This is a genomic window from Pseudomonas sp. B19(2017), assembly GCF_002113165.1.
Taxonomy (GTDB): domain Bacteria; phylum Pseudomonadota; class Gammaproteobacteria; order Pseudomonadales; family Pseudomonadaceae; genus Aquipseudomonas.
This window is the reverse complement of the sequence record NZ_NEJR01000027.1, coordinates 13,982-34,036: the sequence shown is the minus strand read 5'-3', so window position 1 is coordinate 34,036 and position 20,055 is coordinate 13,982. Positions and strand designations below refer to the sequence as shown.

Sequence of the window (20,055 nt, the reverse complement as noted above, 5' to 3'; positions counted from 1 at the left end):
CCGCTGCAAACCAGCTGATATAAAGGAAGCCCCGGTCAGAATCTGCCGGGGCTTTTCTTTTATTGATCCGGATCAACGGCTCTATTCCCGGGCTTCTCATACGACCATGGTCGTGGGACGGCAGGGGGCGAAGTCTCTAGACTGCGCTGCAGTAGTTTCAGTAGCCCGAGATAACAATCCATGTACCGTGATCGTATCCGCTTGTCCTCCCTGCACAGCAAGGTAATGAGTGCGGCTGATGCCGCTGGTCTGATCGAGGACGGCATGACCGTCGGCATGAGCGGTTTCACCCGCGCCGGCGAAGCCAAGGCCGTACCGCATGCACTGGCCGAACGTGCCAAGCAATCGCCACTGAAAATCAGCCTGATGACCGGCGCCAGCCTGGGCAACGACCTGGACAAGCAACTGACCGAGGCCGGCGTGCTGGCTCGCCGCATGCCGTTCCAGGTCGACAGCACCCTGCGCAAGGCCATCAACGACGGCCAGGTGATGTTCATCGACCAGCACCTGTCGGAAACCGTCGAGCAACTGCGCAACCAGCAGCTGAAGCTGCCGGACATCGCGGTCATCGAAGCCGTGGCCATCACCGAGCAAGGCCACATCGTACCAACCACCTCGGTGGGCAACTCGGCCAGCTTCGCGATCTTCGCCAAGCAGGTAATTGTCGAGATCAACCTCTCGCACAATACCAACCTCGAAGGCCTGCACGACATCTATATCCCGACCTACCGCCCGACCCGCACGCCAATCCCGCTGGTCAAGGTCGACGACCGTATCGGCAGCACCGCCATCCCGATCGACCCGGCCAAAATCGTCGGCATCGTCATCAGCGACCAGCCGGACTCGCCGTCCACCGTGCTGCCACCGGATGACGAAACCCAGGGCATCGCCGACCACCTGATCAACTTCTTCAAGAAAGAAGTCGAAGCTGGCCGCATGACCAACAAGCTCGGCCCACTGCAGGCCGGTATCGGCAGCATCGCCAATGCGGTGATGTGCGGCCTGATCGAGTCGCCGTTCGAAGACCTGACCATGTACTCCGAAGTACTGCAGGACTCCACCTTCGACCTGATCGATGCCGGCAAACTGAGTTTCGCCTCGGGCAGCTCGATCACCTTGTCGACCCGCCGCAACGCCGATGTGTTCGGCAACCTGGAGCGTTACAAGGACAAGCTGGTACTGCGCCCGCAAGAAATTTCCAACCACCCGGAAGTGGTCCGTCGCCTGGGCATCATCGGTATCAACACCGCGCTGGAATTCGATATCTACGGCAACGTCAATTCCACCCATGTCTGCGGCACCAGGATGATGAACGGCATCGGCGGCTCGGGTGACTTCGCCCGTAACGCCCACCTGGCCGTGTTCGTCACCAAGTCGATTGCCAAGGGTGGCGCGATTTCCAGCGTGGTGCCGATGGTCAGCCATGTCGACCACACCGAGCACGATGTGGACATCCTCGTCACCGAGCAAGGCCTGGCCGACCTGCGTGGCCTGGCGCCACGCGAGCGCGCCCGGGCGATCATCGACAACTGTGTGCACCCGGACTACCGCGCGGCACTGAACGACTACTTCGATCGTGCTTGCCAGCGAGGCGGCCATACCCCGCACATCCTGCGCGAAGCGCTGAGCTGGCACGAAAACCTGGAAGAAACCGGGCGCATGCTGGCTAGCTGATGCAGTGGTGGTACGGAACGGCGGCCCCGCTTCCGCTGTTCCGGCCTCTTCGCGGGCTTGCCCGCTCCCACAGGTCATGTGCACCCCTCAAGGGCAGCCCATTACCAGTGGGAGCGGGCAAGCCCGCGAATGGGCCATAGCAGTCAAACCCTTATCTCGATGCACTCTGCCGCCTTCACTAGAACGAACTGTACTACTGTACTGGTATTTTCACGCCTTCCCGGTTGGCAAAACCCCACCCTTGGCTAAAAACGCACCAAATATGGGCGGACCAGTACAGTTGCGCCAGTTTCGGGTGCAACAGTAGGGTTACACAGTTAACTGGACCATCGTCTTTCAACTGAACTGTATCTACTGTTATGGACGACAGAGGAGGATCATTGGCATCAGTTAAATCACTACCTAATCCCGCCATAAGCGGAAGGATGAAACATCATGGAACGTACCCTCAGTTCCGGTCTGGTTTTCGAAAGCAACGCCCAACAATCCAGCGCTTCGCTGCCGCTGCGCGCCCTGTCCACCCTGCTGCTGTGGCAGCGCCGCATGGCGAGCCGCCGTCAACTGGCTCGCCTGGACGCCCGTCTGCTGGCCGACGCCGGTATCAGCGAGTCGCAGCGTTACGAAGAGCTGAGCAAGCCTTTCTGGCGCTAAGCTCCGGCTTGCCGGCTTCGGCCGGCACCGCTAATTCCCGAAACCCGTCGCAGGTGACTGCGACGGGTTTTTTGTTTGCAGGCGGCATGATAGAGCCTTTTCCAAGCCAACCTGTACAGTTTCAAAAATACATAAACTAACCATAACAGTTTGTTGGCGCGCTGTTCATTAACATCCAGAAACACCGGCGCGTGATACGCTTGGCGTAACAGTCTGTTAGAACGCACTGTTGAAAAGTACCGCGACGAGCTGTGCGAGCGTCCGATAAAGCAGAACCACCCGACCCTAGTCCAGGAGTCCACGATCATGTCCCGTAAATACCTGATTGGCGCCGCCCTGATGCTGAGCCTGGCCGGCACCGCAAACGCCACCAGCTTCGTTGTCACCACTGACGCCGTCGTGGGCGCAGTAGCCGCGTCCACCGATGCCACTTCCGATATTTCATCCTCGTTCCGTGACGACAAGATCGTCCAGGCTGCCCGTGACGACGCCGCCAGCTTCGTTGGCAGCCAGGGCGACATCCGCGGTGCAAAGCTGGAAAGCGCTTTGCTGCACATCCGCTCGCAAATGCCAGCCCTGCAGGCCAGCGACGCACAACTGGCCCAGGCCATCCTGGCGCTCTGACCCGCGCTGAGCCGTTCGGCTGTGCTGGCCATTACCAGCACAGCCGTACCCATCTTGGTTGCCCACGTTTCCAGCTGTTGTAGAAACCATGCGTTATCTGTTGCCGTTGCTGTTCGCCGTTGCTGGCATGGCCAGTGCCCATGCCATGGATACCACCACGCAAGGCCTGGTCATCACCGGCTATGTCACCAGCCAGGTCACCACCGCACCGTTCGACCGCAAACTGGTCCGCCAGGCCCAGGACGATGCCGCTGCCTTTGTCGCCAGCGACGGCCAGATCCGCGGTGCGCGCCTGGAAGCAGCGCTGGAATCATTACGCCACAATTGCGCACGGCATAACGTCGGCGACCTGGAACTGGCGCAGGCAATTCTCGTCCAATAACTCATCTGACTCCCTGTATTTTTCGGAGATGCTCCATGCGTAAACCGCTGATTGCCGCTACCCTCGGCATGTTGCTGCTGGCCGACCTGGCCCAGGCACAGACCCTGGTGGCCACCAGCAATATCATCGTGCGGGCCTTTGGCCGTTCGATCGATTTCACCTCTGATACCACCACCTCGATCCGCGATTCCAAAGTGGTGCGCGAAGCCCATGACGACGCCGCCAGCTTTGTCGCCAGCAACGGCGACATCCGCGGAGCCCAGCTCGAGGCTGCCTTCAACACCTTGCGCGAACGCGTGCCGCAAGCGCGCGATGCCAGCGACCAGGTACTGGCTGAAGCCATCCTCGCGCTGTGAACCGCGTGCGCGCCTGGCTGCTCGGCTGCGCCCTGACGTTGCTAGGCACGTCCGCCCTGGCCGACCTGCAGCTCGAGCTGCAGGCATCCGGCCTTGACCCGCAGCAGGCCCAAGCCACTCAGGCTCTGCTCGACGAAGCCATGGGCAAGCTGCCCCCTCGCTTCAAGCAACAGCTGAACCGCCCCGTGCGGGTCAGCTGGAGCGACAACATGCCGGCCGACGCCTATGGCCAGGCATCGCTGGTATCCACGCTCGAACTCAATCGCCGTCTGCTGCCCGGCCTCACCGATGGCAGTGCTGCCACCGAGCGCACCAACCGCCCGCATGGCACGGTGCGCGAAGAGCTGCTGGCCACCGTGCTGCACGAGCTCACTCATATCTACGACCGCGCCCGCCTGTGGTCCAGCAACGAAAACACACTGATCACACGCTGCAAGCGCCAGCAAGGTACGTTGGGCAAGGTCGGCCTGCCCGAGGCCTGCCGTGGCCAGGCCGAACGCCGCTTCACCCTCAGCGACGACCCGCGCCTGCTCGACCTGGCCGGCTGGCAACAGTATGTAGGCCGACGCGGCGAGCGCGAGCAGCACAACGGCCAGTTCGTGCGCAGCCCCGACAGCTATGAACTGGACAGCCCCAAGGAGTACATCGCGGTCAACATGGAGTATTTCCTCCTAGACCCGAGCTACGGCTGCCGCCGTCCGGCGCTGAACCAATACCTGCGCGAACACTTCGGCTGGGCACCGCAACAGGACACTTGCGCCAAGGGCCTGCCGTTCATCAATGCCGGCAGCGACTTCGCCCGCCAGCCACTGGGCGAAATCGACCCCGAGCGGGTCTATGAAGTGGACTATCTGCTCGCCGAAGCCAACCAGAACCTGGTCAGTCGCTGGGGCCACAGCATGCTGCGCCTGGTGATCTGCAAGCCGGGCCGCCCACGCGGGCCGGACTGCCGTCTGGACCTGGACCAGAGCCTGGTGCTGTCGTACCGGGCCTTTGTCAACGACGTGCAGCTTTCCAGCTGGGACGGGCTGGTCGGTGCCTACCCCTCGCGCCTGTTCGTGCTGCCACTGGGCCAGGTGATCGACGAATACACCAAGACCGAACTGCGTAGCCTGGCCTCGGTGCCCTTGCGGCTCAGCCGCGACGAAATCGAAAACCTGGTGCGCCAGGCCGCCGAAATGCACTGGAGCTACGACGGCAACTACTGGTTCCTGTCCAACAACTGCGCGGTGGAGTCGTTGAAGCTGCTGCGCAGCGGCACCGCCAACCCACGCCTGAACGACCTCGACAGCATCATGCCCAATGGCTTGCTGGCCGTGCTCAAGGGCAGGGGGCTGGCCGACACCAGCGTGCTCGATGACCCCCGCGAGGCGCTGCGCCTGGGTTATCGCTTCGACTCCTACCGCGACCGTTATCAAGCCATGTTCGAGGTGTTGAAGAAGCAGCTGCCCATCAGGCAGAGCAAGGTCGAGGACTGGCTGGCCCTGGACGCCGAGCAACGACGGGGCTGGTTCGCCCAGGCCGACCTGCGCACCAGCGCCGCCTTGCTGCTGCTTGAACAGGCCAGCCTGCGCCGGCAACTGCTGCTGGCCCAGGACGAGGTCAAGCAGCGTTACCTGAATGCCGCCGCGCTGAACGATGGCAGCGTCAGCAAGGCTGATGCGACCCTCAGGCAGATGCTTGCCAACAGTGGCTTCCTCAGCCGCCCGGCAGAGTTGCTCGATAGCAAGGGCTACGGCCTGCCGCAGCCGCAGGAGCGCAAGCACCTGGAACAGGTCAGCAGCGAGCGGCAGGCGCAGTTGCTGCGCTTGAGCACGAGCCTGGACAAGGAGGTGAGGGCGCTGCTGGAGCCGTCGCGGGCCAGGGAAATCGCGGCGGTGGAGGCCAATGTGAAGCAGGTGGGCGAGCATCTGCGGGCACTGCACAAGGCCGCCGGTGGCCTGCAATTGTAACGCCCACTGTGCCGGCCTCTTCGCGGGCATGCCCGCTCCCACAGGATTTGTACAACACCTGAGATCTGCGCCGTCCCTGTGTGCGGGTTTACCCGCGAAGGGGCCGGCACAGACAGCACAAGGCCTACAGGTTCTCTTCCGCCTCCGAAGGCAGATCCTCATCCAGATGCAACCAAGGCAACCGGCTACCCACCCAGATATGCCGGTTGGCCCTGACCCGCTCCGGGTGGTCCAGGGTCGCTACCGTCACATCCACCGTCTCCGGGCTATGTGTAGTCACCAACGCCACATGCGCCCCGCAATGCCCACAGAAGTACCGGCTGCAACTGGCCGGCGCCACGTAGCAGTTCGGCTCGCCCGCCAACCAGCTAAACCCCGAACGGGGCAGGGTGAGCCAGGTCACCACCAGCCCTCCGCTGACCCGCCGGCAGATCGAACAATGGCAATGGGCAATATCCGTCAGGTCGCCCTCCAGCCGATAACGCAAGGCGCCACAATGGCAGCCGCCCTCGGTCACATCCTGCATCACCTACCTCTCGTCGCCTTTGCTTCGGCGAAAGCTGGCTGAAAGCTTGCCCTCATAGGATAGCCCCCACTACCGGCACAAGACCGGTCAGCCAGCGCACCCTGTAACCACCGCGCCCGGCCCAATCAACAACAACAATGGTGATTCTGATGTATTTCTGTGCCCCACTTTCCGTAGCCCCCCTCCGCATGCTCCCCGCGCAGCGCCAAACGCGCTGATCCGCCCGAATCGACGTTCCTTTCGCCGCGCCACGCCTGGAGTATTGCCATGCTGACCTTCCTCGGCTTTGCCATGGTCATCACCTTCATGTACCTGATCATGACCAAGCGCCTGTCGGCCTTGATCGCGCTGATCCTGATACCGATCCTGTTCGCCCTGTTCGGCGGCTTTTCCGCCAAGATCGGCCCGATGATGCTCGAGGGCATCAGCAAGCTCGCACCTACCGGTGTGATGCTGATGTTCGCCATCCTCTACTTCGCCCTGATGATCGACTCCGGCCTGTTCGACCCGGCCGTGCGCAAGATCCTCAAGCTGGTCAAGGGTGACCCGCTGAAAGTCTCCGTCGGCACCGCAGTACTGGCCCTGGTGGTCTCGCTCGACGGTGACGGCGCCACCACCTACATGATCTGCTGTGCCGCCATGCTGCCGATGTACAGCCGCCTGGGCATGAGCCCGCGAATCATGGCCGGCCTGATCATTCTCGCCGGCGGGGTGATGAACATGACCCCCTGGGGTGGCCCGACCGCGCGCGCCGCCAGCGCCTTGCACGTGGACCCGTCGGACATCTTCGTACCGATGATCCCGGCCATGCTGTTCGGCGTGCTGGCGATCCTGGCCATCGCCTACCTGTACGGCAAGCGCGAACGTGCCCGCCTGGGCGAGTTGCACCTGCCTACCGATGACATCGACCACAGCGAAATCACTGTTTCGCAGTACCCGGACGCACGCCGGCCAAAACTGTTGTACTTCAACGGCGCACTGACAGCGGCCCTGATGGTAGCTCTGATCGCCGGCGTGCTGCCGCTGCCGGTGCTGTTCATGATCGCCTTCAGTATCGCCATGATCGTCAACTACCCGTGCCTGCAGCAGCAGAAGGACCGCATCGCCGCCCACGCCGGTAGCGTGCTGGCGGTCACCGGGCTGATCTTCGCCGCTGGCATCTTCACCGGCATCCTGTCGGGCACCGGGATGGTCGACGCCATGTCCAAAAGCCTGCTGGCGGTCATTCCCGAGGCGCTGGGCCCATACCTGGCGGTGATCACCGCAATCGTGAGCATGCCGTTCACCTTCTTCATGTCCAACGACGCGTTCTACTACGGCGTGCTGCCGGTGCTGGCCGAAGCCGCCAGCCACTACGGCATCACCCCGGTGGAAATGGCCCGCGCGTCGATCGTCGGGCAGCCGGTACACCTGCTCAGCCCCTTGGTACCTTCCACCTACCTACTGGTGGCCCTGGCCGGCATCGAGTTCGGCGATCATCAGCGCTTCACCTTGAAGTGGGCAGTGCTGGTGTGCCTGTGCATAATGCTCGCCGCGCTGCTGATGGGCATTTTCCCGCTGTTCAGTAGTCTTTAATAAACGCGTAGTTCCCTAACGCGACGCGCCCTGATCCGGGCGCGTCGCCTTTACCGTTCGAAGGAAAACACATGGAATGGCTGACCAGCCCGGAAATCTGGGTTGCCTTTTTTACCCTTACCGCGCTTGAGATCGTCCTCGGTATCGACAACATCATCATGATCTCGATTCTGGTCAGCCGCATGCCCAAGCACATGCAGCCACGCACCCGGATCTTTGGCCTGGCGCTGGCCATGGTCACCCGTATCATGCTGCTGCTGTCGATTACCTGGGTCATGCGCCTTACCGCCGACCTGTTCGTGGTTCTGGGCCAAGGCATCTCCGGGCGTGACCTGATCCTGTTCTTTGGTGGCCTGTTCCTGCTGTGGAAGAGCTCGCAAGAGATCTACCACGGCCTGGAAGGCGAGGACGAGAACGCGGAAGAGCCGAAAGGCGCGGGTGGCAAGTTCTTCTATACCATCATCCAGATTGCCATCATCGACATCGTGTTCTCGCTGGACTCGGTGATCACTGCGGTGGGCATGGTGTCCCACGTGCCGGTGATGATCGCCGCGATCATTGTCGCCGTGCTGGTGATGATGCTGTGCGCCGGCACCATCAGCGACTTCATCGACAAGCACCCGTCGCTGAAGATGCTCGCATTGTCGTTCCTGATCGTGGTCGGTACCGTGCTGATCGCCGAGGCGTTCGACGTGCATGTGCCGAAGGGCTACGTCTACTTCGCCATGGCGTTCTCGCTGGCGGTGGAAGCCATCAACATCCGCATGCGCACTGCCTTGGCCCGCAAGAACGGCAAAGAGCATGAGCCAGTGAAACTGCGCAAGGACATTCCGGGTCAATAAGATCAGGAAGTGCAGGACACAAAGGGCCCTTCGGGGCCCTTTTTCATTTCTGCAGTATTTCAAACAAATGACAGCCATGCGAAGCTGGCGACAGCTGCGCAAAACAACTAAAGCTTTGAGTGAGCAAAGAAAACTCTTCAAAGGCTCACGCTTCGTCTCTTGGCCCTCCAGGCCAATGCAACAGGGGGCCGTCGCCATGCTGACCCTGCTCAACCTGCTCTCGGCCGTTACGCTTCTGGTCTGGGGCACCCACATCGTGCGTACCGGCATCCTCCGGGTATTCGGCTCGAGCCTGCGGCGCATCATCAGCCAGAACATGAGCAAACGCCCGCTGGCGTTCGTCGCCGGCATTCTGGTCACGGCCATGGTGCAAAGCAGCAACGCCACCGCCATGCTGGTCACCTCGTTCGTCGGCCAGGGCCTGATGGCCATGACCCCGGCCCTGGCGATCATGCTAGGTGCCGACGTAGGTACCGCGCTGATGGCGCGGGTACTGACCCTGGACCTGTCCTGGCTGTCGCCGCTGCTGATCTTCCTCGGTGTGATCTTTTTCCTCTCACGCAAGCAGACGCGGGCCGGCCAGCTGGGCAGAGTGGGCATCGGGCTTGGCCTGATCATCCTGGCATTGGAGCTGATCGTGCAGGCAGCTACACCGATTACCCACGCCCAAGGCGTAAAAGTGCTGTTCGCCTCGCTGACCGGCGACATCCTGCTCGACGCCCTGGTTGGCGCACTGTTCGCCATGATTTCCTATTCAAGCCTGGCCGCCGTCCTGCTCACCGCGACGCTGGCCGGTGCCGAAGTGATCAGCCTGCCGGTGGCTATCGGCCTGGTGGTCGGCGCCAACATCGGCAGCGGGCTGTTGGCCTTCATCAGCACCAGCATGCAAAACGCCGCCGGACGTCGAGTGGCACTGGGCAGTCTGTTGTACAAGCTGATCGGCCTTCTGCTGATCATCCCCGTGCTGCACCCGCTGGTGGGCTGGATGGACTCACTGAGCTTCAGTGCACAGGAACTGGTCATCGGCTTCCACCTGCTCTACAACACGCTGCGTTGTCTGATCATGCTGCCCACGGTCAAACCCATGGGCCGGCTGTGCAACTCCCTGCTACCCGAACGGGAAAACGGCAACGGCCAGATCCGCCCTCGCCATCTCGACACTTCGGCGCTGGAAACCCCAAGCCTGGCCTTGGCCAATGCCTCCCGCGAAACCCTGCGCCTGGGCGATATCGTCGACAGCCTGCTCGAAGCCATGCTCGGTGCCCTGCGCGGTACCCAGGCCGCCTTGCCGCAGCAAGTCCGCGCCTTGGGCGAAGACGCCGAAGCCTTGTATAGCGCGATCAAGCTGTACCTGGCGCAGATGTCGCGTGAAGACCTCAGCGAACAGGACAACCGCCGCTGGGCAGAAATCATCGAACTGGCGATCAACCTCAAGCTGGCCTGCGACCTGATCGAGCGCATGCTGCGCAAGGTCCAGCAGCAGAAAACCAGCCAGCGCCGGGAGTTTTCCCAGGTGGGCCTGGAAGAGCTGACCGGCTTGCAGGAACAGCTACTGGCCAACCTGCGCCTGGGCTTGTCGGTGTTCCTCAGTGCCGACCCGGAAAGTGCCCGCCTGCTACTGCGGGAAAAACGCCGTTTTCGCGCCCAGGAGCGGCGCCTTGCCCATGCCCATGTCAGCCGCCTGCAGCGCAAGGTAGTGCAAAGTATCGAGACCAGTTCGCTACACTTGGAGCTGATCGCCGACATGAAACGGTTGAACTCTTTGTTCTGTAGCAGTGCCTATGTGGTACTAGGCGGCTCGGACACGGGCGGGCTGATGCTCGACAGCGTGCCGGACGAAGCCCGTCTGCCGTGATTTTCGCCTACCTGAGGACCCACGCTCGCCCATGCGTTGCCTGATGTTCGTTTGCCTGCTGATCTGCAGCCTGCCCTCATTCGCCCTCGACCGCTCGCGGGTTGAAGGTTACCTGTTGCCCAATGGCCTGCAGGTCATCCTGAAAAACGGCTATGAACGGGACCATGTGGCGATTCGCCTGGTGGTCGGCGTCGGCCTGGATGACTTCAATTGCGAGCAGAAAGAGCTGCCGCACCTGCTCGAACACCTGCTGTTCAGCGGCATCGACGCAACCGGCGAGGGCGGCCTGGAAGAGCGCCTGCAATCGCTGGGCGGTGAATGGAACGCCTACACCAGCAGCGCCGACACCACCTTCGTCATCGAAGCCCCGGCGCGCAACCAGCGCAAGGTCCTCGACCTGCTGCTGGCGGTGATTCGTGACACCCGTATCGATGCCCAGACCTTGGCCACCGCCAAGCGCATCATCGAGCGCGAGGATGGTGGCCACTACGGCCACCTGCAGCGCTGGCTCGACCGTCAGGACATTGGCCACCCCGCCAGTGACCAACTGGCCACCGAGCTGGGCCTGAAGTGCCCGGAACGCTCCAACCTCGACGACATGACCCTGGAGCAGGTGAATACCTTGCGCGACCGCTGGTACGCGGCCAACAACATGACCCTGATCGTGGTCGGCGGACTCGACCGCCTGCTGCCGGCCTACCTGGAGCGCACCTTTGGCGAACTGCCCGCCACCGAGCCGGAGGAACGCCGGACTCTGGAAAGCATCGGTCAGCATGCGGAGCAGCGCCGCAACCTGACCCGCGGCTGGCTGGGTGATAGCGTCAAGCTGCACTGGTTGTTCGTCGAACCGGTGCTGGACAACGATCACCAGGCCACCCTCGACCTGCTGTCGCACTATCTGGACTGGGCGCTGTACGACCAGTTGCGCCTGCGCAACGGACTGTCCTACGGCCCCTCGGCAAAACGCGAGAGCTTTGGCGACACCGGCCTGCTCAGCCTCAACGCCGACCTGGAGCGCGAGGGCATCGACCAGGCGGTCGAGGTAATGCAGAAGTTGTTCGACCACCTGCGCAAGGAAGGCCTCGACCCGGACACGTTCGAGCGCATCAAGTACGCCAGCGTCGCCAAGGAAAGCTGGAGCACCCAGGGCAACAGCGCCTTGGCCGACTATTACTGGGGCGCGTTGAACGACTATAGCGACGGGCGCTTCGTCAACCCGGTGCGCAAGCTGCGCCAGGTCAGCCTGGCGCAGGCCAACGAAGCGCTGAAGGAGCTGCTCAAGGAACAGGGCTATGTACGTATCGAGAAGCCATTGCTTGGCTATGATGAACTCTACGGGCTGGTTGCCTTGCTGCTGGGGCTGATCCTGGCAGCGGCGCTGCTGCGCTGGCGCCGGCATGGTCCGGAAAAACCGAGTGGTGCTACACGCGAGCAGTGAAACGACGGTATCCTTTTGCCAGTACCGGCCCCTTCGCGGGCACGCCCGCTCCCACAAGGACCGCGTTATCGCTTAACCCTGTGGGAGCGGGCATGCCCGCGAAGAGGCCGGCACAGCCACCCATCCTTTCTGTTGTAGACCCAATGCCCCAAATCCCCCACATCGTCCAGCGCATCATCGAACTGCTCAAACGCTACCCCGGCATCATCGCGCTCGGCGGTTTCCTATCCGGCATCGGCAGCTTCATCCTGGTCGACCGCCAGGCTGGCCTGGCCAGCAGGATCGCCGTGCTGATGCTGGTCAGCTGGCTCTGGCTGATGCTGGAAAACACTCTCACCGGCCTGTTCGCACGCACCTTCAACCGCGAAATCCCGCAGCCGTTGCTGCGCTACGCGACACAGATGATCCATCAGGAATCGCTGTTCTTCGTGCTGCCGTTCTTCTTCATCACCACCACCTGGAACAGCGGACAGCTGGTTTTTACCGGCCTGCTCGGTGCCGCCGGGCTGATATCGATCATCGACCCGCTGTACTACAAGTGGCTGGCACCGCGGCGCTGGCTGTTCCTGGCGCTGCATACCCTGACCCTGTTCGCCGCCCTGCTGACTGCGCTGCCGATCATTCTGCACCTGACCACCGCGCAAAGCTTCAAGCTGGCCCTGATCGCGGCCATGGCCCTGTCGTTCCCCAGCCTTGTCAGCAGCTTCCCGATCAACAACTGGCGCCGCGCCGTGGCCCTGGTAGTGGTCACCCTGTCGGTCGGTGGCGGGGGTTGGCTGCTGCGCTCCTGGGTGCCGCCAGCGACCTTGTGGATGACCGAAGTTGCGGTAAGTACCGAAGTGCTGAACCGTCAGCCGGGTGATTCGCTGGACGAAATCGCCGCCAGCCGCATCCGTAGCAGCGGCCTGTACGCCTACACCGCGATCAACGCGCCACGCGGCCTGAACGAGCGGATCTACCACGTGTGGCAAAAAGACGGTCAGGAGGTCGACCGCATTGCCCTGGACATCCACGGCGGGCGCAAGGAAGGCTATCGGGCCTGGACCCACAAGCAGAACTTCCCGCCAAACCCGGTCGGCAAATGGCAGGTGAGGGTACTGACCGAGGATGGGCAGGTCATCGGCGTGCTGCGCTTCAAGGTGGTCGACGACGCGCAGGCGCAATGACTGAAAGGGGCTGCTTCGCAGCCCCTCTGGCCTCAACAGACAGCACATAATCACCAAACAGCCCACGCCCGCTGCGCTATGATCAGCCCCTGAGCCTTAGCGCCGAGTCAGTAGCATGGAGCAGACGACCACCCCCAACGCCACTCTGGACACCAGTAGCCAACCGGCCTGCCTGCGCATTACCGGTGACTGGACCTTGGCGCATTACGCCCACCTCAAGCGGGAGAGCGAGCGCCTGCGCGCGCAATACGCTGCCGATACCGTCGCCGACCTCAGCCAACTGGGCCGCCTGGATACCGCCGGCGCCTCGCTGCTGGCCGAACTGCTCGGCTCCGAGCGCCTGTCGCGCTGTACCCACGACCTGCCAGAAGCCAGCCGTGCACTGCTCAAGAACGTCTACTGCTCTGTGCAGGATTACTGCATCCCGGTCAAGGAACCCGAGCGTAACGTGTTGCTGTTGCTGCTGGAACGCATCGGCTGCGCCGTCGGCACCTTGTGGCAAGACACTCTGCAGGTACTCGGCTTCGTTGGCCTGGTTCTGGAAACCCTGCTGCGCCGTGCCCTGCAACCGCATCGCTGGCGCTTCACCCCGGTCGTGGCGCACATCGAACAGACCGGCCTGGATGCCGCGCCTATCGTCGCGCTGCTGACCTTCCTGGTAGGCGCGGTGGTGGCCTTCCTCGGCGCCACGGTGTTGGCCGATTTTGGCGCGACCATCTTCACCGTCGACCTGGTGGCGTTCTCGTTCCTGCGCGAGTTCGCCGTGCTGCTGACCGCCATCCTCATGGCCGGCCGCACCGCCAGCGCATTCACCGCGCAGATCGGCTCGATGAAGGCCAACGAGGAAATCGACGCCATCCGCACCCTGGGCCTGAACCCAATGGAACTGCTGGTGGTGCCGCGAGTACTGGCGCTGTTGATTTCGCTACCCTTGCTGACTTTCATCGCGATGATCTGCGGTATCGTCGGCGGCGCGGTAGTGTGCGCGCTGACACTGGACATCTCGCCAGCCATGTTCCTGTCGCTGCTGCAAAGCGACATCGGCGTGCAGCATTTCCTGGTCGGCCTGGCCAAGGCACCGTTCTTCGCTTTTCTGATCGCTTCCATCGGCTGCCTGGAGGGTTTCAAGGTCAGCGGCAGCGCCGAATCGGTAGGGGCACACACCACTTCGGCGGTGGTGCAGTCGATATTCGTGGTCATCGTGCTGGACGCGGTGGCCGCCCTGTTCTTCATGGAGATGGGCTGGTGACTGGCCAGGAACGCGTGATCGAGGCCCGCGGCATCTGCAACCGCTTCGGCCGCCAGAGCGTGCACGAAAACCTCGACCTTGACCTGTACCGCGGCGAGATCCTCGCGGTGGTTGGCGGGTCGGGCAGCGGCAAGTCGGTGCTGTTGCGCAGTATCATCGGCCTGCGGCGGCCCAACGAAGGGCAGATCAAGGTGTTCGGCCAGGACCTGGCCGGCCTGCGCGAAGAGCAGCGCTCGCTGGTCGAGCGGCGCTTCGGCGTGCTGTTCCAGAAAGGCGCGCTGTTCTCGTCGCTGACTGTCACCGAAAACGTGGCATTGCCGCTGATCGAGCACGCCGGGCTGTCCCGCGCCGATGCCGAGCACCTGGCCGGAGTGAAGCTGGCCTTGGCCGGGCTGCCGATCTCGGCCGCCGACAAATACCCGGCGTCGCTGTCCGGAGGCATGATCAAGCGCGCAGCGCTGGCCCGTGCCTTGGCACTGGACCCTGACATCCTGTTCCTCGATGAACCCACCGCTGGGCTGGACCCGATCGGCGCCGCTGCCTTCGACCAGCTGATCCTGACCCTGCGTGACGCCCTGGGCCTGTCGGTGTTCCTCATCACCCACGATCTCGACACCTTGTACACCATCACCGACCGCATCGCCGTGCTGTCGCAGAAGAAGGTCCTGGTGGCCGGCCCGCTGGCCGAAGTCGAACAGACCGACGACGCCTGGATTCAAGAATACTTTCATGGCCCACGCGGGCGCGCAGCCGAGCAGGCCGCCAGCCGTGCCGGGCAGGAGCGCTGAGCAATGGAAACCCGAGCCCATCACGTCCTTATCGGCCTGGTCACTGTCCTGGTGGTGGCCGGTGCCATGCTGTTCGGCCTGTGGCTGGCCAAATCCAGTGTCGACGACGCCTTCAAGGATTACGAAGTGGTGTTCAACGAGGCCGTCTCCGGCCTGTCCCGCGGCAGCCCGGTGCAGTACAACGGCATCAAGGTGGGCGACGTGTCCACCCTGCGCCTGGACCCGAAGGACCCGCGCCGGGTCCTGGCACGGGTGCGCCTGAGTGCCGACACCCCGGTGAAGGAAGACACGCAGGCCAAGCTGACCCTGGCCGGCGTGACCGGCAACTCGTTCATCCAGCTCAGCGGCGGTACCCCGCAAAGCCCCGAGTTGAAAGGCAAGGACGGCAAGCTGCCAGTGATCATCGCCTCGCCCTCGCCAATTTCGCGCTTGCTCAATGACAGCAGCGACCTGGTGACCAACATCAACCTGCTGCTGCACAACGCCAACCAGATGTTTTCCGAAGACAACATCGGCCACCTCAGCAACACCTTGGCCAACCTCGACAAGACCACCGGTGCTTTCGCCGGCCAGCACGGCAGCATCGCCCAGGCCATCGAGCAACTGGTGCAGGTGGGCAAGCAGGCCAGCGCCACCCTGGCCGAAACCCAAGCCCTGATGCACAACGCCAACGGCCTGCTGGGCAGCGAAGGCAAACAGGCAATCGGCAGCGCAGAGCAGGCCATGCAGTCGCTGGCCGAGAGCGCCGCCACCATCAACCGCCTGCTCCAGGACAACCACGAAGCCATCGGCGACGGTGCCCAAGGCCTGAACCAGCTGACCCCGGCGATTCGCGAGCTGCGCGAAACCCTCAACGCACTCAAAGGCATTTCTCGGCAACTGGAGGCCGACCCCAGCGGCTACCTGCTCGGCCGCGACAACAACAAGGAGTTCCAGCCATGAAACCGTCGCTGCGCCTGCTAGCCCTGGCGGCTGCGCTGAGCCTGGCCAGTGCCTGCTCGATCCTGCCGCAGAGCGAACCCGTCGACCTGTACCGCCTGCCGGTAAACCAGCCCAGCCGCACGGCGCCGGCGCTGGAGTGGTCATTGCGCCTGAACAAGCCGCTGGCCAGCGAAGTGCTGGCCGGGCCCCGGATTGCCGTGATTCCCCAGGGTGATGTGGTCAGCAGCTACAAAGGCGCGCGCTGGAGCGATGCAGTGCCGGTGTTGCTGCGCAACCGCCTGCTCGACGGTTTCCAGCGTGACGGCCAGGTCCAGCGCCTGAGCGCCGACGACAGCAACCTGCAGGCCGACTACGAGCTGGCCGGCGAGCTGCAGGCGTTCCAGACTGAATACCGCGCGGGTGGGGCGGTGGAGGTAGTGATCCGCTATGACGCACGCCTGGTCCAGGGGCGTAACCAGCGCATTTTGGCCAGCAAGCGCTTTGAAATCCGTCAGCCGCTGGTCGACAAGCAGGTGTCAGCGGTGGTTGCCGGCTTCGGCAAGGCCTGCGACCAGCTGACCGGGCAGGTGGTGGGCTGGACTATTGCCCAGGCTGGTAGCGCACAACCACCATCAGTCCGCTGAGCGTTCATCTCCTATCCGGGCTTGTCGTGGCGACGAACCGCGTCGATGGGCCGCAAGGCGGCCCCAGAAAAATCAGGCGAAGAACCAGTAGCAGACGAAGATCGCCGCGATCACGCCGGACAACTCCGCCAACAACGCGCAACCGACGGCATGCCGCACGCGCTGGATACCCACCGCACCAAAGTACACCGCCAGCACGTAGAAGGTAGTTTCGGTACTGCCCTGAATCGTCGCTGCCACCAGCGCCGGGAAGCTGTCCACGCCGTGGGTCTGCATGGTCTCGATCAGCATCGCCCGCGCCGCGCTGCCGGAGAACGGCTTGACCAGCGCCGTGGGCAGGCCCTCGACAAAGCGCGTATCCAGGCCCAGCCAGGTCACGGCATGACGGATACCGTCCAGAGCCAGCTCCAGGGCACCTGAGGCCCGCAGCACACCCACCGCCACCAGCATCGCCACCAGGTAAGGCAACAGGCCCTTGGCCACGTCGAAGCCTTCCTTGGCGCCTTCAACAAAGGCTTCATATACCTTCACCCGCTTCAAGGCACCGACCACCAGGAACAGGATGATCACGCCAAACAGCGTGAGGTTGCCCAGGATCGACGACAGGCTGGCCAGCGCAGCCGCCGACAGGGTGCCGAGGAAGGCCATGAAGCCGCCCAGCAGCAAGGCTCCGGGAATCAGATAGGCAAGCACCACCGGGTCCCACAGGCGCAGACGCTGCATCACCGCCACCGACAGCAGGCCGACCAGGGACGAGACGCTGGTGGCCAGCAGGATCGGCAGGAACACCATGGTCGGGTCCGCCGCACCTTGCTGGGCCCGGTACATGAATATGGTCACCGGCAGCAAGGTCAGCGACGAGGCGTTGAGCACTAGGAACAGGATCTGCGCGTTGCTCGCCGTGGTGCTGCTGGGGTTCAGTTCCTGCAGCGCGCGCATGGCCTTCAGGCCGATAGGCGTAGCGGCGTTGTCCAGGCCCAGGCCATTGGCGGCGAAGTTCATGGTGATCAGGCCCAGGGCAGGGTGGCCCGGCGGCACCTCCGGCATCAGGCGGGCGAACAGCGGGCCCAGCACCTTGGCCAGCCATTCGACGATGCCAGCCTTCTCGGCGATCTTGAGAAAGCCCAGCCACAGGGTCAGCGTGCCGAACAGCAGCACCATCACCTCGACCGACAGCTTGGCCATGGCGAAGATGCTCTCGACCATCGCCGCGAATATGCCTGCGTTGCCGCCTACCAGCCATTGGGCCAGGGCGGACACTGCCGCCACCAGGAAAAAGCCAAGCCAAAGGCCGTTGAGCATCCGAGTGTTCCCCCTCAAAAATGCCCGAATGATAGCGTATCAGGGCGTAAGGCTGGAGACCGCAGCCGCACACAGGCCCCTGTGGGAGCGGGCGTGCCCGCGAAGCAGTCAACGCGGTGGATGGCACCGGCTTCGCCGGTGTTCGCGGCGGTTCGACGCCTCGACAAGCCCGCTCCCACAGGGATGGAGCAGGGTATCGAGAAAAGGGGCCGCGAGCGGCCTGGACTCGCACAGACAACAAAAAGCCCCGACAGGTCGGGGCTTCTTGTTCAGCACATCAGGCTCAGCGCTTGGCAGCTTCGCCAACCATGGCCGCTTCCTGTTTGCCGGCCATCAGCGAGGCGTAGTACTTCTCACCTTTGGCTGCGTCGTACATGCCTTCCCAGCGGGCGATGACCAGGGCTGCCAGAGCGTTGCCCACAACGTTCAGCGCGGTACGGGCCATGTCCATGATACGGTCGACACCGGCGATGAACGCCAGGCCTTCCAGCGGAATACCCACGCTGCCCAGGGTGGCCAGCAGGACCACGAAGGAAACACCCGGTACGCCAGCGATACCCTTGGAAGTGACCATCAGGGTCAGTACCAGCAGCAACTGCTGGCTCCACGACAGGTCGATACCGTACAGCTGGGCAATGAAGATGGCCGCGATGCTCTGGTACAGGGTGGAGCCGTCGAGGTTGAACGAGTAGCCGGTCGGAACCACGAACGAACAGATCGACTTCGGTGCACCGTACTTCTCCATCTTCTCGATCACGCGCGGCAGCACGGTCTCCGAACTGGAGGTGGAGTAGGCGAGGATCAGCTCATCTTTCATGATGCGCATGATCTTGATCACCGAGAAGCCGAACAGGCGGGCAACCAGGCCCAGCACCATGAAGGCGAAGAAGGCGATGGCGAAGTACACCAGCAGCACCAGCTTGGCCAGCGGCAGCAGCGAGCTGAAACCGAAGTTGGCGACGGTCACGGCGATCAGGGCGAACACGCCAATCGGGGCGTAGTTCATGATCATGTGGGTGACCTTGAACATGGTCTCGGAAACTGCCTGGAAGGTACGCACCAGCGGGTCGCGCAGCTCTGCCTGCAGGCTCGACAGGCCCAGGCCGAACATTACCGAGAAGAAGATGATCGGCAGCATTTCGCCACGCATCAGCGCTGCGAAGATGTTCGACGGGATCAGGTTCAGCAGGGTTTCGATGAACGCATGCTCATGCTGCACTTCAGCCGCTGTGGCCTGGTACTTGGAGATATCCACGGTACCCAGGGTGCTCATGTCGATGCCGGCGCCCGGGTGGAACAGGTTGGCCAACACCAGACCGACGACAATGGCGATGGTGGTCACCACTTCGAAGTAGATGATGGTCTTCAGGCCGATACTGCCCAGTTTCTTCGCATCGCCAACCCCGGCGATACCCACGATCAGCGACGAAATCACGATCGGGACGACGATCATCTTGATCAGGCGAATGAAGATGTCACCAGCTGGCTGGAGGACGTTGCTGATCCACCATGCCTTTTCTGCACTGAAATGATTCAGTAGAGCGCCGATTGCAACACCCAGGACCAGACCGATGACGATCTGCCAGGCGAGGCTCAGTTTTGCCTTCTTCATGTCTTTACCCTTTGTTCTAGTGGTCATGGGCACCCAACGGAAACGCGCGTAACAGAGCCCTTGGCTAGGTCACGGGCAGCAGATGCTTCCGTCCGGCGACTTCATGTAAGGACACCGCAGGCGAGCGACAGGGCGCTCGGGCCAGCGAAAAAGGCGGCAACTATTGCGATGGCCAAGGGGGAAATCTAATGCCGGAAGCGCATACCCTATGCCGCTAGCGCATAATGTTTCTGACCAAAACGCGAGGTTCGCAAGTCCTTGATTTACAACGTTCGGATTCCCGAACAAGACCAAACCGCCATATTTAGGCAGATCTGGCAGGTTGAAAAGCACAGGGAAGATGACCTGTTCGACAAACCGAATGGCTGATATGCCGCTTGAACAAGCGCCACACTGGTCGAAAAAAAGTTGATGTACGGTCGAGACAAAATGTGTCTCGGAGAGGAAATCGCGCAGGGAAAGAGACGTGTCCTACATGGCTCCTCGGAAGCCAGGTCT

General features: G+C 62.7%; 18 protein-coding genes. 15 read left to right on the top strand and 3 right to left on the bottom strand.

Annotated elements, in window-relative coordinates; genetic code table 11:
- The first annotated feature begins 180 nt into the window (after positions 1 to 180).
- From CAF70_RS24840 to CAF70_RS24815, 6 genes are all read left to right on the top strand, one after another.
- On the top strand, positions 181 to 1,674 hold the full coding sequence (locus CAF70_RS24840; protein ID WP_085627262.1) for an acetyl-CoA hydrolase/transferase family protein: 1,494 nt from the start codon (positions 181 to 183) through the stop codon (positions 1,672 to 1,674).
- A gap of 435 nt (positions 1,675 to 2,109) precedes the next feature.
- The gene (locus CAF70_RS24835) at positions 2,110 to 2,325 is read left to right on the top strand and encodes a DUF1127 domain-containing protein (protein WP_085627261.1); all 216 of its coding nucleotides are present in this window, start codon (positions 2,110 to 2,112) and stop codon (positions 2,323 to 2,325) included.
- 306 nt (positions 2,326 to 2,631) lie between these two features.
- Positions 2,632 to 2,949, top strand: a complete 318-nt coding sequence (locus CAF70_RS24830) for a DUF2388 domain-containing protein (RefSeq protein ID WP_085627260.1) — start codon at positions 2,632 to 2,634, stop codon at positions 2,947 to 2,949.
- 88 nt (positions 2,950 to 3,037) lie between these two features.
- Positions 3,038 to 3,331 (top strand): DUF2388 domain-containing protein, encoded by a 294-nt coding sequence (locus CAF70_RS24825; protein ID WP_085627259.1) that lies wholly within the window; start codon positions 3,038 to 3,040, stop codon positions 3,329 to 3,331.
- Positions 3,332 to 3,366: 35 nt separating this feature from the next.
- The gene (locus tag CAF70_RS24820) at positions 3,367 to 3,687 is read left to right on the top strand and encodes a DUF2388 domain-containing protein (protein ID WP_003256970.1); all 321 of its coding nucleotides are present in this window, start codon (positions 3,367 to 3,369) and stop codon (positions 3,685 to 3,687) included.
- A complete protein-coding gene (locus CAF70_RS24815; RefSeq protein ID WP_085627258.1) occupies positions 3,684 to 5,639 on the top strand; it encodes a DUF4105 domain-containing protein in 1,956 nt (651 codons plus the stop codon). The genes CAF70_RS24820 and CAF70_RS24815 overlap by 4 nt, the downstream gene beginning before the upstream one ends.
- 124 nt (positions 5,640 to 5,763) lie before the next feature.
- Here CAF70_RS24815 and CAF70_RS24810 read toward each other — a convergent pair whose 3' ends face one another.
- Positions 5,764 to 6,165, bottom strand: a complete 402-nt coding sequence (locus CAF70_RS24810) for a GFA family protein (protein ID WP_085627257.1) — start codon at positions 6,163 to 6,165, stop codon at positions 5,764 to 5,766.
- 267 nt (positions 6,166 to 6,432) lie between these two features.
- Between CAF70_RS24810 and CAF70_RS24805 the strand changes: the two genes are divergently transcribed.
- The 9 genes from CAF70_RS24805 (at position 6,433) to CAF70_RS24765 (ending at position 16,643) form a co-directional block, all read left to right on the top strand.
- Positions 6,433 to 7,740, top strand: coding sequence for a CitMHS family transporter (locus tag CAF70_RS24805; RefSeq protein WP_085627256.1), 1,308 nt, complete (start codon positions 6,433 to 6,435; stop codon positions 7,738 to 7,740).
- 71 nt (positions 7,741 to 7,811) lie between these two features.
- Positions 7,812 to 8,582, top strand: coding sequence for a TerC family protein (locus CAF70_RS24800; RefSeq protein WP_085627255.1), 771 nt, complete (start codon positions 7,812 to 7,814; stop codon positions 8,580 to 8,582).
- A 196-nt stretch (positions 8,583 to 8,778) separates the two neighbouring features.
- Complete coding sequence (locus CAF70_RS24795; RefSeq protein WP_085627267.1) at positions 8,779 to 10,437, top strand: Na/Pi cotransporter family protein; 1,659 nt, start codon at positions 8,779 to 8,781, stop codon at positions 10,435 to 10,437.
- Positions 10,438 to 10,468: 31 nt separating this feature from the next.
- Positions 10,469 to 11,875: a pitrilysin family protein gene (locus CAF70_RS24790; RefSeq protein ID WP_085627254.1), complete on the top strand. Its 1,407-nt coding sequence runs from the start codon at positions 10,469 to 10,471 to the stop codon at positions 11,873 to 11,875.
- 143 nt (positions 11,876 to 12,018) lie between these two features.
- Complete coding sequence (locus tag CAF70_RS24785) at positions 12,019 to 13,041, top strand: DUF5924 family protein (RefSeq protein WP_085627253.1); 1,023 nt, start codon at positions 12,019 to 12,021, stop codon at positions 13,039 to 13,041.
- A gap of 115 nt (positions 13,042 to 13,156) precedes the next feature.
- Positions 13,157 to 14,290, top strand: a complete 1,134-nt coding sequence (locus CAF70_RS24780) for an ABC transporter permease (protein WP_085627252.1) — start codon at positions 13,157 to 13,159, stop codon at positions 14,288 to 14,290.
- Positions 14,287 to 15,078, top strand: coding sequence for an ABC transporter ATP-binding protein (locus CAF70_RS24775; protein WP_085627251.1), 792 nt, complete (start codon positions 14,287 to 14,289; stop codon positions 15,076 to 15,078). Before CAF70_RS24780 ends, CAF70_RS24775 begins: the two co-directional genes overlap by 4 nt.
- A gap of 3 nt (positions 15,079 to 15,081) precedes the next feature.
- Positions 15,082 to 16,020 carry an MlaD family protein gene (locus tag CAF70_RS24770; protein ID WP_085627250.1) on the top strand — a complete coding sequence of 313 codons (939 nt, stop codon included), beginning with the start codon at positions 15,082 to 15,084 and terminating at the stop codon, positions 16,018 to 16,020.
- Positions 16,017 to 16,643 carry an ABC-type transport auxiliary lipoprotein family protein gene (locus CAF70_RS24765; RefSeq protein ID WP_085627249.1) on the top strand — a complete coding sequence of 209 codons (627 nt, stop codon included), beginning with the start codon at positions 16,017 to 16,019 and terminating at the stop codon, positions 16,641 to 16,643. Before CAF70_RS24770 ends, CAF70_RS24765 begins: the two co-directional genes overlap by 4 nt.
- Before the next feature lie 72 nt (positions 16,644 to 16,715).
- Here the strand turns inward: CAF70_RS24765 and CAF70_RS24760 are convergent, their stop codons facing one another.
- Together CAF70_RS24760 and gltP are read right to left on the bottom strand one after the other, a co-directional pair.
- Positions 16,716 to 17,945: a nucleoside recognition domain-containing protein gene (locus tag CAF70_RS24760; RefSeq protein WP_085627248.1), complete on the bottom strand. Its 1,230-nt coding sequence runs from the start codon at positions 17,943 to 17,945 to the stop codon at positions 16,716 to 16,718.
- 283 nt (positions 17,946 to 18,228) lie between these two features.
- A complete protein-coding gene (gltP, locus tag CAF70_RS24755; RefSeq protein WP_025337235.1) occupies positions 18,229 to 19,557 on the bottom strand; it encodes a glutamate/aspartate:proton symporter GltP in 1,329 nt (442 codons plus the stop codon).
- Positions 19,558 to 20,055: the final 498 nt, after the last annotated feature.

Coding starts and splice junctions, on each gene's coding strand:
- CAF70_RS24825 (WP_085627259.1), top strand. CDS start 3,038: ATGCGTTATCTGTTGCCGTTGCTGTTCGCCGTTGCTGGCATGGCCAGT.
- CAF70_RS24835 (WP_085627261.1), top strand. CDS start 2,110: ATGGAACGTACCCTCAGTTCCGGTCTGGTTTTCGAAAGCAACGCCCAA.
- CAF70_RS24805 (WP_085627256.1), top strand. CDS start 6,433: ATGCTGACCTTCCTCGGCTTTGCCATGGTCATCACCTTCATGTACCTG.
- CAF70_RS24810 (WP_085627257.1), bottom strand. CDS start 6,165: ATGCAGGATGTGACCGAGGGCGGCTGCCATTGTGGCGCCTTGCGTTAT.
- CAF70_RS24760 (WP_085627248.1), bottom strand. CDS start 17,945: ATGCTCAACGGCCTTTGGCTTGGCTTTTTCCTGGTGGCGGCAGTGTCC.
- gltP (WP_025337235.1), bottom strand. CDS start 19,557: ATGAAGAAGGCAAAACTGAGCCTCGCCTGGCAGATCGTCATCGGTCTG.
- CAF70_RS24820 (WP_003256970.1), top strand. CDS start 3,367: ATGCGTAAACCGCTGATTGCCGCTACCCTCGGCATGTTGCTGCTGGCC.
- CAF70_RS24840 (WP_085627262.1), top strand. CDS start 181: ATGTACCGTGATCGTATCCGCTTGTCCTCCCTGCACAGCAAGGTAATG.
- CAF70_RS24765 (WP_085627249.1), top strand. CDS start 16,017: ATGAAACCGTCGCTGCGCCTGCTAGCCCTGGCGGCTGCGCTGAGCCTG.
- CAF70_RS24770 (WP_085627250.1), top strand. CDS start 15,082: ATGGAAACCCGAGCCCATCACGTCCTTATCGGCCTGGTCACTGTCCTG.
- CAF70_RS24790 (WP_085627254.1), top strand. CDS start 10,469: ATGCGTTGCCTGATGTTCGTTTGCCTGCTGATCTGCAGCCTGCCCTCA.
- CAF70_RS24785 (WP_085627253.1), top strand. CDS start 12,019: ATGCCCCAAATCCCCCACATCGTCCAGCGCATCATCGAACTGCTCAAA.
- CAF70_RS24780 (WP_085627252.1), top strand. CDS start 13,157: ATGGAGCAGACGACCACCCCCAACGCCACTCTGGACACCAGTAGCCAA.
- CAF70_RS24795 (WP_085627267.1), top strand. CDS start 8,779: ATGCTGACCCTGCTCAACCTGCTCTCGGCCGTTACGCTTCTGGTCTGG.
- CAF70_RS24830 (WP_085627260.1), top strand. CDS start 2,632: ATGTCCCGTAAATACCTGATTGGCGCCGCCCTGATGCTGAGCCTGGCC.
- CAF70_RS24800 (WP_085627255.1), top strand. CDS start 7,812: ATGGAATGGCTGACCAGCCCGGAAATCTGGGTTGCCTTTTTTACCCTT.